Here is a 13072-nt window from a genome sequence, read left to right as displayed (position 1 = left end):
CCGGCCGCTGCGAGTGCGTAACGCGGATGCGTTCATCGCGCTGCTGGAGGAGAAGATCGCCACCGAACTCCTCGTCCTGGTCAACGCCGAATCCCTCCCCACCGATCCCGACCCCACTGACCCTCAACCCGCTGCCCCCGGCACCGACCACTCCGCCGACGCCGAGGACCCTCAGGATGCCGAGGGCACTGAGGGCATTGAGGACGCCGAAGGCACTGAGGGCGCCGAGGACGGCAGCGCCCCCGGCGACACCGAAAGCGCCGACGACCCCGGCGACGTCGAAGACGCCCGGAATGCCGAGGGCGCGGATGGTGCGGAGGACAGCCAGGACGGCCAGGACAGCGAGGACACCAGCGCCCCCGGCGACACCGGAAGCGCTGACGACCCCGGCAACGGGGGCGGCACCGACACCGCACATGCCCAGGATGAGTGCCTGGGCCGTCCTGCCCACCCCGCCGATTGCGGCGACGCCGGGGCAGATGCCGGTTCACCTTCGCAGACGGCGCGGCCGGATCCTCCGCCCGAGAACGCCTATGCGCATCACGCCCACGCCGGGCATCGGCCTGCGGGGGACTGCCGGCATGCGCAGGGCACGCCTGAGGACCACAACGACGTGCGCCGTGGACAGTGCCGCCATCAGCCGGGCGGCGGCGAGCAAGGCAGCGATGAGCAGGGCCGGGCTCAGCAGGACGCGGCGGATGGCCAGGGCGTGTGCGGGTGCGGCGGCGAGACGCGGTGCTCGCGTGCGACGAGGACGCCAGCGACGCCCGGGACGCCAGGAACGGCGCCGGGCGCGGCGGAACCGGAACTGGGGAGGCCAGCGGGGACAGCGCCGGGAACGCCGCTCGGGACGGCGCAGGAAGCGTCACCGGGAGCATTGCCAGGAGCGGTGCCGGGGGCGGTGCCGGGGTTGTTGCTGGCGACCGGGCAGGTGCTGCCGGTTTCCAGCGTGCATCGGCTTGCCCGCACCAGCAGTCTGGTGCGGCTGGTGATGGACGCCGAGGGGCAGGTGCTGGACATGGGCCGCAAGGTCCGCCTGGCCACTCCCGCCCAACGCAGGGCCATCTTCGCCCGCTACGCCACCTGCTGGATCGACGGCTGCCCACTCCCGGCAACCATGTGCCAGATCGACCACGCCGACAACTGGAGCATCGGCGGCCTCACGAACCTGAAACTGCTCGGCCCCGCCTGCCAGTTCCACAACCGCGACCGTTACCGCCACCCCGACCGCTACACCCGCCGCAAGACCGGCACCGACCGCTGGGCCTTCACCTACCACAACCCCGCGAGAGCCCCACGACTACGGATCTAGGCGGTCATGCGCCGACGCGCCGCACGACCGGGGTAGCGGCGGTCTGTGGCGTGGCTGCCGTGTGGGCCGGCTGCCGTGTGGGCCGGCTGCTGTGTGGCAGCTGCTCTGTGACACGGCCGGGAGGATGACTCGGAGTAAGTTGCTGTGATCGAATCGGAGGCGAGGAGGCTGTCGATGTCACGGTTCATCGGGAAGTTCGCGGTGGTCACCGGTGCGGCGCGGGGGATCGGTGCGGCGATCGCACGCCGGTTGGCTGCGGAGGGCGCGACGGTGGCCTGCGTCGATCTCACAGCGGACCGGTGCGCCTCGATCGTGGACGAGATCACCGTCACCGGGGGCAGGGCGGTCGCGTTCGGCTGTGACGTCTCCGACAGCGCTCAGGTCGAGGCGCTCGTGCCGAGGGTGATGGACGAGTTCGGGCGGATCGACGTGCTGGTGAACAACGCCGGCCTGACCCGCGACAACCTGCTGTTCCGTATGTCGGAGGAAGACTGGGACAAGGTCGTCGATGTGAACCTCAAGAGCGTCTTCCTCGTGAGCCGGGCCGTCCACAAGCACATGGTGGAGCAGCGGTCGGGAGCGATCGTCAACCTGTCGAGCCGGTCGGCGCTGGGAAACCGGGGGCAGGCCAACTACGCGGCGGCCAAGGCGGGCATCCAGGGGCTCACCGCGACCATGGCGATCGAGCTGGGCCCGTTCGGCGTCCGGGTGAACGCGGTCGCGCCGGGGTACATCGCGACGCCGATGACCGAGGCGACGGCCGTGCGACTGGGGGTGACGCCGGAGGAGCACCGGGCCACCATGGCGCAGGCCGTGCCGTTGCGGCGGGTCGGCCAGCCGACCGAGGTCGCGTCAGTGGTGGCGTTCTTCGCCTCCGACGACGCGTCGTATGTCACCGGCCAGACGCTTTACGTCAACGGCGGCCCTCGGTAGGGGCGCGGCCGCGAGCATGAGGATCGGCGTCTTCCTCGTCGCGGCGGGCTTCCCGGGCATGGCACCCGGGGACGTGCTGCGCGGCACGATGGAGGCGATCGAGGCCGCCGAACGGGCCGGGTTCGACGACGCCTGGATCGCCGAGCACCACTTCATGTCGTACGGCGTCTGCCCGTCGGCGGTGACACTGGCGGCCGTGGCGCTGGGCCGGACCTCGCGGATCACGGTGGGAACGGCGGTCAGCGTGCTGTCCGCCCAGCATCCGGTCGCGTTGGCGGAGCAGGCGGCGATCCTCCACCACGTGTCGGACGGCAGGTTCCGGCTCGGTGTGGGGCGTGGGGGTCCGTGGCTGGAACTGGAGGTCTTCGGCACCGGAACGGCGAGGTTCGAGCGGGGTTTCCCCGAATCGCTCGACCTGCTGTGCACGGCGCTGAACGGTGGTCCGGTGGCGGGGGACGGCGAGTTCTTCCGCTTCCGGGAGGTCACGATGGTCCCGCAGGCCCGGATGTCGCCGGTCGTCGCCTGCACGTCGGACGGCACGGTCCGGCTCGCCGCCGAACGGGGACTGCCCATGCTTGTCGGCATGCACATCGGCGACGAGGAGAAGGCGGAGATGATCGCCGCGTACGAGGGGTACGCGACAGGCCCGGCGCCGCACATCGGCGCCGCGCTGGGTTATGTGGCGGACACCACCGAGCAGGCGGTACGGGAGATGCGGGAGTCGCTGCCGCGCTGGCTCGGGCCGGGACTGGCCGGGTATGTCCCCGTGGACGGGCGGCCGCCGCCGCGCCGGAACATTGCGGAGTACGTGGACCTGCTGTGCCGGATCCATCCGGTGGGCTCGGCGGAGCACTGCGTGGAGAAGATCATTACCACGGCGGCGCGAACCGGGCTGCGGCACCTCATCCTGATGGTCGAGGGCGCCGGAGACCGCGCGCGGACGCTGGAGAACATCGCACGCCTCGGCGCGGAGGTGCTTCCGGCCGTGAGACGGCGAGGGCCGGGGGCGGCGTGAACCGGAGCGCCGCCCCCAGCCGAAGCCGGGCCGATCAAGCCGGCATGGTCAGCAGTCGACCAGTTCGGGGCTCTGGTTCAGGATCTGCGCCCGGGGCGTGACGAACTCCCGGTAGGCCTCGGTGGCCTCCGGGCGGAACACCGCGACGCGGTGGCAGTTCTGGAAGGCCAGCCGTACGCCGAAGTGCCTTTCGAGGGCGCCGCGCATCGCGTCGCTGGCCAGGCAGCGCAGCAACTGACCGCGAGCGGTCTCGTCGGGCGGCGGCACCTGGTTGTCGGCGAAGTCGGCGCCGGACAGGTCCCGCCGCTCGACCAGCGCGGTGATCGTCGCCCAGGCGTACGGCAGCGAGTCGCGGACGCAGGCGACGAAGGCCGCGTCGTCCACCTCACCGGCGCGGGCCTGGTCGAGCAGGTCGTTGGACACGGACAGCGACATGAGCTGTTCTCCTCTCGGCGTCTGCTCACAGAGCGGGGACGCAGTTGACGGTAGATCGAACGCCGTGAGCCTCCATCTGGCGCGGAGGCGACACGTTCATGAGGCGGCGACGGCGGGGCCGTACACGAAGCCGGGGTCGATCTGCGCGACCAGGTCCTCTCCCGTCGCCCGGTTGGCCCACGCATGCGCGTTTCTGACGTGGAACTCGGCCGCCTGCCTGCCGAACTTCGGCCAGTCCTTGGGCTGCGCGTCGAGCCGGTCGAGCATGGTGGCGAGGGCCAGGTGGCCGGCGGGTTCCAGATCGTCGAGCGTGAACGGCCGGCCCTGCTCCATCCCGCGGATGGCGGAGGAGTGGCCGAACCAGGTCAGCAGGTCGTCGCCGACGTGCTCGCGGAGGAAGTCGACGTCCTCCGGCGCGTGGACCTTGTTGCCCACGACGGCGATCTCGACGTCGAACCCGGCGGCGTGGTCGCGGTACTGCCGGTAGACGCTCACGCCCTGACGGGTCGGCTCGGCGACCAGGAAGGTGAGGTCGAAGCGGGTGAACAGCCCGGAGGCGAAGGAGTCCGCCCCCGCCGTCATGTCCACCACGACGTACTCGCCGGGGCCGTCGACCAGGTGGTTGAGATAGAGCTCCACCGCGCCCAGCTTGGAGTGGTAACAGGCGACGCCGAGGTCGTCCTCCTCGAACGGACCGGTGACCATGAGCGAGACGCCCTCGACGGAGCACGACGGGAAGAACGGGTCGTCCAGCCGGACCAGTCGCGAGCCGCGCCCGGGCGGGGTCGTCTTCACCATGGACGCCGCGTCGCGGATCAGCGGATTGTCGCCCCGCAGGTAGTCCTTGATCTCGGTCAGCATCCCGCCCAGCGGCGGAGGGTGCTCGGCCGCGTCCTCGGCCAGGCCCAGGGCTATACCGAGGTGCTGGTTGATGTCGGCGTCGATGGCGACGACCGGCCCCCTCCTCGTCGCGTACCTCGCGAACAGCGACGACAGCGTGGTCTTGCCGCTTCCGCCCTTGCCGACGAACGCCACGCGCATGAAGGCCCCCCAACCAAAACGAAACGGAAAAATGAAAACCGTTGTCACTTTCACTCGTGCGTCATCATGGCACACGCGAGGAGAGCGCGGGGGGATTTCAGGCCGCGGAGGGCGTCGGAACGAGCGGCGGCGGCTGGAAGAGCGAGAGCACCCTGACGAGCGTGGGCCGCAGGGCGTCCCAGCCGGCGGCGGGGGTGGTCCAGGTGAGCACGCTCGTCGTCGTGCCCGTGGAGATCACCCGGCGGTACTGGTGATACTCCACTCCCTTGGCCAGGTGGTCCCGCGCCGACGCCTTGCGCGGGGTCCAGGTGAACTCCCAGTCGGCGGAAGCGCCCTGCTCACCGGTCACGGCCCTGAGCCGCAGTTTGCGGTAGGTCTTGGCGTCCGGACGGAGAATCTCCTCCGCCTCGCGGAGCGCCGCCAGGGGATCGGTGCCGCGCTGCGCGGTCACCTCGACCGTGAACGCCGCCTCGCCGTCCCGCGAGCGCCACGTGGTCGAGTACGGCCGGTCCTCGCGGGTCCAGCCGCGGGGCACACCGGCCCGCCAGCCGGCGCCGGACGTGTGCCACTTCAGCTTCAGCCGCCGCGTGGGCTGCCCGGATGCCGACGCCGACGCCGACGGGGAGACCGGGGCCGAAACCTCCGGAGAGGTGACCGCCCCGGCGCCGGCCCGGTTCTCCCCGCCGGGCCGCAGCACCGCCCACCCTCCGACAGCCCAGCCCCCCACAACACAGGCGACGACCACGGCCGCCGCGATCCCGGTGACAAGACGAGCACGGCCGGGGCCGCGGCGTACGGGCCGAGGTGGGGCGGGCGGCTCGATCTCGGCGAGCAGACGGTCGGCGGTCTCCGCGTCGATCCGCCGCCTGGGCTCCCGGGCCAGCAGCCCGGTGAGCACTTCGCGCAGTTCCCCGGGCACATCTTCCAGCGGCTCCTGGCCCGTGGGAGGGCTGCCGGTGACGGCCAGATGGAGGGTGGCTCCCAGCGACCACAGGTCGGCGGCGACCGTGCGCGGCCCGCCGGCGGCCCGTTCGGGAGCGAGGTACGTCTCGGTGCCACGGCCGACGGGAGGGCTGCCTGGCACAGGATCGCGGGCGAACGCCGGATCGGTGGCCGGCGCCGTCACGCCGAAGTCGGCGAGCAGCACCCGGCCGTCGTGCGCGAGGAGCACGTTGGCGGGCCGGACGTCGCCGTGCCGTACGCCGGCGGCGTGGGCGTGCGTGAGCGCGGACAGCACGGTGCGGGCGATCCGCGCGGCCTCGGCCGGGGGCAGCGGCCCGTCGCCGGAGACCACCCCGTCGAGCGAGCGCGAGGGGACCAGCTCCGTCACGACGAACGGGGTGTCGCCCTCCTCGGCGACGTCGTAGACGGCGGCGATGTGGGGGTGGCGCAGCCGCTCGGCCTGGCGGGCCTCGCGGGAGATCCGCTGGACGAGCCGCAGCCGTGCGGTCTCGCTCAGGTGCGGGGGCAGCAGGACCTCGCGGATCGCGACGGGCCGGTCGAGCAGCGTGTCGCGGCCCTCCCACACCAGCCCGGTGCGGCCCTGGCCGAGGGCGCGGACCAGCCGGTATCGCCTGACGATGAGCTGCCCAGCAGTACCCATCCCGCCTGCCTCTACGCCACGGCACGTTCCACCTGAATGTGGAGTCTTGCACAACTACCGGGATCAGAGGGGCGGAAGGGAGCCGGTCGCGATGTGGGCGAGCGTGACCTCGGTGAGCGTCGCCTGCTCGTGGTCGCGCAGCGCCGTCCAGACGTCGCCGAGGGGCTCCGCGACCCCGTGGAATCCCTCGCTGTCCTGCGGCGCCCCCTCCATGATGAGGACGACGTCGGCGAGCGTGATCTGCTCGGCGGGCCGCGCGAGCCAGTATCCGCCGTCAGGCCCGCGTTGGCTGTGGATGAGGCCGGCCCGCCGCATCTGCAGCAGGATGTTGTCGAGGAACCGCCGGGGGATGCGCTGGGCGGCCGCGATCCGCTCGGCCGGGACCGGCCCCGGCGCGGCCGCGGCCAGTTCGGCGGCGGCGCGCAGGGCGTACTGGGTCCGTACGGAAAGCCGCATCTTCTTACACTGCGTCCGTCACAGCGCGAGGGCCAGGGAGCGGGCGCCCGGTGCGGGCCTGACGTGCACGGTGTCGCCCGGTTCGAGGCCGAGCCGCTCGGCCTGCTCCCGCGTCACCTGGACCCACGCCTCGTGCCCGCCGATCTCCACCTCCACGCGCACCTCGAAGCCGAGCCGTACGACGCGGGAGACCACGGCGGGCGAGCCGCCCTCGACGGGGTCCTGGCTGATCTCGATGTCGTGCGGGCGGACCAGGCTGCCGCCGATCTCGGTGACCGGGCCCAGGAAGCGCATCACGAACGGGTTGGCCGGGTTGTCGTACACCTCGCCGGGGCTGCCGGCCTGCACGACCTCGCCCCCGGCCAGCACCACGATCGTGTCGGCGACCTCGATGGCCTCCTCCTGGTCGTGGGTGACGAACACGGTGGTGACGTGGACCTCGTCGTGCAGCCGGCGCAGCCACGTCCGCAGCTCCTTGCGCACCTGCGCGTCGAGGGCGCCGAACGGTTCGTCCAGCAGCAGCACCTGGGGCTCCACCGCGAGGGCCCGGGCCAGGGCCATGCGCTGGCGCTGGCCGCCCGACAGCTGGGACGGGTAGCGGTCGGCCAGTTTCTCCAGGTGGACCAGTTCGAGCAGTTCCATGACGCGTTTGCGGATCTCGTCCTTGGGCCGCTTGCGGATCTCCAACCCGAAGGCCACGTTGCGGAAGACCGTGAGGTGCTTGAAGGCGGCGTAGTGCTGGAACACGAAGCCGACGTTGCGCCGTTGCGGGGACAGCCGGGTGGCGTCGACGCCGGAGATCCGTACCGTGCCGGTGTCGGGCCGCTCAAGTCCGGCGATCACCCGCAGCAGCGTCGACTTCCCCCCGCCGCTCGGGCCGAGCAGGGCGGTGAGCGACCCCGCGGCGACGTCCAGCGACACGTCGTGCAGGACGGGGGTCGTCCCGAACGACTTGTTCACGTCGCGTACCTCAATTGCCATCAGACCGATCCTTCGGGCGCAGGAGCTTGGTGAGCAGCAGGGTGACCACGGCGATCAGGGCGAGGGCCGTGGCGGCGGCGAACGCGGCCGGCTGGTCGAAGTTCTGGAACCGCTCCTCCACGAACAGCGTCAGCGTCTGGGTCTGGTCCACGAGGCGGCCCGAGACCACCGCGACCGCGCCGTACTCGCCGAGCGAACGGGCCAGGCAGAGCACGACGCCGTAGCCGAGGGCCCAGCGGATGCCGGGGAGCGTGATGCGGACGAACGACTGGAGGCGGCTCGCGCCCAGCGTGTGCGCGGCCTGCTCCTGCTCGTCGCCGAGCTCCTCCAGGACCGGCACGACGGCCCGCACGACGAGCGGCAGCGACACGAACACCGTGGCCAGCACCATGCCGGGGGTGGAGAAGATCACCTGGATTCCCCAGCTCTCCAGCAGGCCGCCGAAGGGGGAGAAGCGGCCGTACACGAGGATGAGCGCGAGCCCGACGACGACCGGCGAGACGGCCATCGGCAGGTCGATGAACGCCCCCAGCAGCCGTTTGCCGGGAAACTCGTGCCGGACGAGCAGGAGCGCGGCGCCGATCCCGAAGACCGTGTTGGCCAGGACCGCCCAGCCGGCGACCGTCAGCGTGACCGTGAAGGCGTGCAGGGCCGACGGGGAGGTCAGGGCCTCGGCGAACGGAGCGAGCCCGTCTCCGAAGGTCCGCCAGATGATCAGCGCCACGGGCAGCACAAGCAGGAACAGGACGTAGACGACGGCGACCACGCGCAGGACGTGCTTAGCCACGGCGGCTCCCCCAGCGCTGCAGGACGTCGAGCGTGATCAGCGCGACCAGGGCCACCACGAGCAGGACCGTCGAGATCGCGGCCGCGCCGGTGGTGTTGTCGCCCTCGATCTGGCTGAAGATGTTCACCGCCGCGACCTGCGTCTTGAACGGCAGGTTGCCCGAGATGAGCACGGTCGAGCCGAACTCGGCGATCGCCCGGGTGAAGGCGAGGGCGGTGCCGGACAGCATCGCGGGAATCAGGTTCGGCAGGATGACCCGGCGGAAGGTCTGGAACGGGCTCGCGCCGAGGGAGGCCGCCGCCTGCTCCATCTCCGTGTCGAGCTCCAGCAGCACCGGCTGCACCGTACGGACGACGAACGGCAGCGTGACGAACAGCAGCGCCAGCACGACTCCGGCCCTGCTGTAGGCCAGGTTGACCCCGAGCGGGGACTGCGGGCCGTACAACGCGAGCAGGACGAGACCGGCGACGATGGTCGGCAGCGCGAACGGCAAATCGATGATCGTGTCGAGCACGGCCCTGCCGGGGAAGCGGTCGCGGACCAGCACCCAGGCGATGACCGTTCCCATGACCAGGTTGACCAGGGCGACGAGCACCGAGGCGCCGACGGTCAGGGTGAGCGCCGCCCAGGCGTCGGGGGTGGTGACCGAGCGCCAGAAATACCCGGGCCCCTCGTCCGCCGAGCGCCAGACGACGGCGGCCAGCGGGATCAGCACGATCAGGCTCAGGTACAGCACCGCGGTGCCGAGGCCGGCGGCGGTGCCGCCGGCCAGGCGTCGGACAGGGCGTACGGTGATCGCGGTCACTTCACGCGTCATTTCTCCGTCGCCACGCCGAGCTTGCGTTCGATCTCCGCGACCTTGCCGGTCTTCGAGTCGAAGAAGTCAGCCGTGATCTTGTCCCAGCCGCCGAGGTCCCGGATCGTGAACAGCTGCGGCGGGGTGGGCCAGTTGAAGCCGGTCACGCCGTCGACGACCGGGCGGTAGCCGTTCTTGGCGAAGATCGTCTGGGCCTCGACCGAGTAGAGGTACTTGAGGAAGGCCGCGGCCTCCTTGGGGTGGGCGCTGTTCTTCGTCACGGCCACCGGGTTCTCGATGAGGAGCGTCGAGTCCGGGACCGTGTAGTCGATCTCCTGGTTGTTCTGCTGAGCGAAGATCGCCTCGTTCTCGTACGTGAGGATCGCGTCGCCCTTGCCGCCGGTGAAGGTCTGCAGCGACTTGCGGCCGCTGTCGTCCTGGACCGGCACGTTCTTGAGCAGCGCGTCCAGGTAGGCGAGCCCGGCGGTCTGGTCGGCGCCCTTGTTCGACTTGGCGCCGTAGCCCGCGAGCAGGTTCCAGCGGGCGCCGCCGGAGGTGAAGGGGTTCGGCGTGATGACCTCGACGCCGGGCTTGACGAGGTCGTCCCAGGTCTTGATGCCCTTCGGGTTGCCCTTGCGGGTGCCGATGACGACGACGGACTTGGTGAGGATCCCCTTGTCTGGCCCTGCGGTGGGACCGGAGTTCCAGTCCGGAGCGACGATGCCGGCCTTCACGAGCCGGGTGATGTCGGTCTCCAGGGAGAACTCGACGATGTCCGCCTTGAGCCCGTTCGCCACGGCGCGGCTCTGGTCGCCCGACGCGCCGAACGACTGGGTGAAGGTGATGTTCTTGCCCTCGGGCGTCTTCTGGAACGCCTTGATGATGTCCTCGAACGCCGCCTGGGGGGTGGAGTAGGCGACCAGCGCCAACTGGACCTTGCCGCCGCCGCCGTTGCCCCCGCCGGCGTTGTCGTCTCCCCCGCAGGCGGTGACCAGGGTGGTCGTCGCCATGACGGCGGCTGCGATGGCCCCGAGCCTGCGTACTGTCATGCCTGTCCTCTATTCCGAGCGATTCCTACCAAGTCAGTCGGTTTAGTCGATATTAAAGACCGTTCCAGGAATCCCGTCAAGCCCGATGGGTTTGCAGGGTTTGTTACGGCGGTGACAAACCTGCTTCGAGTGATTGTTGTGAAATTTCCAGACAGGACGTGTCGACAAGTGCTAGGAACGTTCGCTATTGGGACACGACCCAAAAGCTCTCTGAGGAAGGACCTTCATGCGCGACCCGGCCACCGAGGACGCCTACGAGCAGGACGGCTCGTTCATCCGGCCGTACATTACGGGCGAAGGCCAGCATGGCGGGGAGGGGGACCGGTTCTGGTCTGAGGAGCAGGACGAACACGCTCTCGGCGGCAGGCCGGGCGACCAGGGCGACGTGTTGTCGGAGGACTGGCGGCCGGACCAGCCCGCGCAGACCCCCGCCGACCACGCCGACCAGGATGACTACGCCGCCGGACGCACCGCTCGGCTCCGCTCCCAGCATCTGGTGAACGACGAGCATCTGATGAACGACGAGCATCTGGTGAACGACGAGCATCTGATGAACGACGAGCATCTGATGAACGACGGGTACCTGGGAGGCGACGAGGAACGGGTGAGCGACGGCGACACCGATCCGCGCGGCTTCCTCGGCTCGGGCTGGCGCAACGCCCCCGACTCCGACGAGGACGACGAGGAGCGTTCGGGGCGCGGCGGGATGCTGCTGCGGACCGGTCTGATCGCCGTCGGCGTCCTGGGCGCGATCTGGGCGCTGGCGCTGTGGGTCGGGCAGCCCTCCGGAGCGGAGTGCGACGGGGCGGGCTGCGCCGCCCAGGCGGGGACCGCCGCGACGGCGCCGGTCTCGCCGGCTCCCGACGGCGACGCCACGGCGGGGGAGTCCACCGACGCGCCCACGGACGCTCCCGACGACGCCGTGCCGAGTGACGCTCCCACCGACGCCCCCACGGCCGAACCCACACAGACGCGGCCCGGCACGTCCGGGACCTCGGCGCCCGCGGCGTCGTCCGCGCCCACGCACGCGTCCCGGTCCCGCGCGCAGGACCCCGACTCCCGGGCCGGCGACACCCCGCGCCCGGCACGGTCCCGCGTGTCGGTCGACAACCAGCAGCGGTCGTCCGCCGACGAGCGGTCGGACGGGCAGACCTCGGGGACGGACAACGCGAGGTCCGAGGAGCAGGCGGCCACGGCCCCCACCTCCGATCCGGCCACCGCGCAGCCGACCAGCGCGCCGGCCCCCGCCCAGGACTCGTCGCACCGCGGTGGCGGCCTGTTCGGCTGGCTCTTCGGCTAGAACTCTTCTCCTAGGAGGCCGTGCAGCTGTCCTGGGTGGCGTCGAAGCCCTCCACGTCGTCGAGCGTCCTGGGGGGCTTCATCCCCTGCCAGTCGGCGCCGATCCCCAGCACGAGGGTCTGCGTGGTGGCCGTGCGCACCAGGCGGGACCGCGACTTCTTGAGCTCGCGGAACAGCCGGGACGCACGGCTTTCGCCGTTCTCCGAGTATGCGACGGCGGTCTTGGCGTACGGCTTGGGCGCCTGCTCGACCTTGACGATGTGGTAGCCGCGCTGCTCCAGTTCTGCGGCCACCTGGGTGCCGAGCCCCTGTTGCCCGCTGCCGTTGCGCACCAGGATGTGGATCTGCGACTTGGGGATCTTCTGCTCGCCGCTCTTGACGTTCTTGGCGATCTGGTCGGCGGCGACCATCCGGAACAACCGCTGGGCCTGCGGCTGCACCCACTCGACCCGCCCGGGGTTGGTGATCGAGTAGCGCCAGGGGGTGGTGACGAAGCGGATCTGCCCCGCGGTCAGGCCCTGCGCGCTCGTCGCGAGGTCCTTCATCACGCCGATCGTGAGGTCGGGGTCGGTGGTGATCGACTTGGTCACCGCGTCGAGGAACCCGAACAGCGTCGTGGGGTTGGTCAGCGTCTCGCCGCTCATGGCCTTCTTGGCCATCGAGGCGAGGAACATCTGCTGGCGCTGGATCCGGCCGATGTCGGAGCCGTCGCCGAGCGAGTAGCGGGCGCGGACGTATCCGAGCGCCTGCTCGCCCTTGAGCATCTGCTTGCCCGCGGGCAGGTCGAGCAGCGCCTTCTTGTCGTGGACGGCCTGCGGCAGGCAGACCTGCACGCCGCCCAGCGCGTTCACCATCGCCTTGAAGCCGGTGAAGTCGACCTTCACGAAGTGGTCGATGTGGATGTCGGTGAGGCCCTCGATCGTCTTCCAGGTGCAGCCGATGCCGCCGGAGTTGAACGACTCGTTGATCATGCCGACGTGCGGCCGCTGGCCCGGCAGGTTGCCCTTGGCCGGGCAGGCGGGGAGGCGGACGAGTGAGTCGCGCGGGAAGCTGATGAGCACCGCGCCGTCCCGGTTCGGGGAGATGTGCGCCACGATGATCGTGTCGGTGCGCTCGCCGGGGAACTTGCCGTATTTGGCGTTGGCGCCGTTGCGCTGGTCCGAGCCGACGATCAGCACGTTGAGCGCCTTGCTGATCTTCTGAGGGCGTGCCTCGCCCCCGAGATCCTTCTGGGTCACCGCCTCGTGCTTCACGTTGCCGCTCAGCTTGACGTAGCCGCCGACGGCGAACGTGGCGGCGCCGGTGAGCACGCCCAGCGCTCCGGACAACGTGACCCATAGCCATGCCCGCCATTTGGGCGGCGTC

At 70.8% G+C, this 13072-nt stretch carries 13 protein-coding genes; 4 read left to right on the top strand and 9 right to left on the bottom strand.

Annotated features, from left to right (window positions below):
- The 3 genes from FLW16_RS40760 to FLW16_RS40750 all read left to right on the top strand — a co-directional run.
- On the top strand, nucleotides 1–1312 hold a 1312-nt coding region (locus FLW16_RS40760; protein ID WP_142566341.1), incomplete at its 5' end, for an HNH endonuclease signature motif containing protein.
- Between the two features lie 174 nt (nucleotides 1313–1486).
- Nucleotides 1487–2245 (top strand): glucose 1-dehydrogenase, encoded by a 759-nt coding sequence (locus tag FLW16_RS40755; RefSeq protein WP_142566340.1) that lies wholly within the window; start codon nucleotides 1487–1489, stop codon nucleotides 2243–2245.
- A gap of 16 nt (nucleotides 2246–2261) precedes the next feature.
- Nucleotides 2262–3260, top strand: a complete 999-nt coding sequence (locus tag FLW16_RS40750) for an LLM class flavin-dependent oxidoreductase (RefSeq protein WP_142566339.1) — start codon at nucleotides 2262–2264, stop codon at nucleotides 3258–3260.
- Nucleotides 3261–3308: 48 nt separating this feature from the next.
- Here the strand turns inward: FLW16_RS40750 and FLW16_RS40745 are convergent, their stop codons facing one another.
- The 8 genes from FLW16_RS40745 to FLW16_RS40710 form a co-directional block, all read right to left on the bottom strand.
- Nucleotides 3309–3695 carry an SCO5389 family protein gene (locus FLW16_RS40745; RefSeq protein ID WP_142566338.1) on the bottom strand — a complete coding sequence of 129 codons (387 nt, stop codon included), beginning with the start codon at nucleotides 3693–3695 and terminating at the stop codon, nucleotides 3309–3311.
- Between the two features lie 96 nt (nucleotides 3696–3791).
- Nucleotides 3792–4736 (bottom strand): ATP-binding protein, encoded by a 945-nt coding sequence (locus FLW16_RS40740; protein ID WP_142566337.1) that lies wholly within the window; start codon nucleotides 4734–4736, stop codon nucleotides 3792–3794.
- A 97-nt stretch (nucleotides 4737–4833) separates the two neighbouring features.
- Nucleotides 4834–6339 (bottom strand): serine/threonine-protein kinase, encoded by a 1506-nt coding sequence (locus tag FLW16_RS40735; protein WP_142566336.1) that lies wholly within the window; start codon nucleotides 6337–6339, stop codon nucleotides 4834–4836.
- 63 nt (nucleotides 6340–6402) lie between these two features.
- Nucleotides 6403–6795 carry an Rrf2 family transcriptional regulator gene (locus FLW16_RS40730; RefSeq protein ID WP_139575537.1) on the bottom strand — a complete coding sequence of 131 codons (393 nt, stop codon included), beginning with the start codon at nucleotides 6793–6795 and terminating at the stop codon, nucleotides 6403–6405.
- Nucleotides 6796–6813: 18 nt separating this feature from the next.
- The gene (locus tag FLW16_RS40725; RefSeq protein ID WP_142566335.1) at nucleotides 6814–7776 is read right to left on the bottom strand and encodes a sulfate/molybdate ABC transporter ATP-binding protein; all 963 of its coding nucleotides are present in this window, start codon (nucleotides 7774–7776) and stop codon (nucleotides 6814–6816) included.
- Complete coding sequence (locus tag FLW16_RS40720) at nucleotides 7766–8563, bottom strand: sulfate ABC transporter permease (protein ID WP_142566334.1); 798 nt, start codon at nucleotides 8561–8563, stop codon at nucleotides 7766–7768. The genes FLW16_RS40725 and FLW16_RS40720 overlap by 11 nt, the downstream gene beginning before the upstream one ends.
- Nucleotides 8556–9380, bottom strand: a complete 825-nt coding sequence (gene cysT / locus FLW16_RS40715; protein WP_142566333.1) for a sulfate ABC transporter permease subunit CysT — start codon at nucleotides 9378–9380, stop codon at nucleotides 8556–8558. Before cysT ends, FLW16_RS40720 begins: the two co-directional genes overlap by 8 nt.
- Nucleotides 9377–10408 carry a sulfate ABC transporter substrate-binding protein gene (locus FLW16_RS40710; protein WP_185949818.1) on the bottom strand — a complete coding sequence of 344 codons (1032 nt, stop codon included), beginning with the start codon at nucleotides 10406–10408 and terminating at the stop codon, nucleotides 9377–9379. The genes cysT and FLW16_RS40710 overlap by 4 nt, the downstream gene beginning before the upstream one ends.
- 226 nt (nucleotides 10409–10634) lie before the next feature.
- Between FLW16_RS40710 and FLW16_RS40705 the strand changes: the two genes are divergently transcribed.
- The gene (locus FLW16_RS40705; protein WP_142566332.1) at nucleotides 10635–11708 is read left to right on the top strand and encodes a hypothetical protein; all 1074 of its coding nucleotides are present in this window, start codon (nucleotides 10635–10637) and stop codon (nucleotides 11706–11708) included.
- A 10-nt stretch (nucleotides 11709–11718) separates the two neighbouring features.
- On the opposite strand, the gene FLW16_RS40700 is transcribed toward FLW16_RS40705, so the two are convergent.
- Entirely contained in the window at nucleotides 11719–13035 is a 1317-nt protein-coding gene (locus FLW16_RS40700) for an LCP family protein (protein WP_142566331.1), read from the bottom strand.
- Nucleotides 13036–13072 lie beyond the last annotated feature (37 nt).

It is taken from the genome of Microbispora sp. KK1-11 (genome assembly GCF_006874435.1).
GTDB lineage: Bacteria > Actinomycetota > Actinomycetes > Streptosporangiales > Streptosporangiaceae > Microbispora > Microbispora catharanthi.
This window is presented reverse-complemented; position numbering and strand designations above follow the sequence as displayed.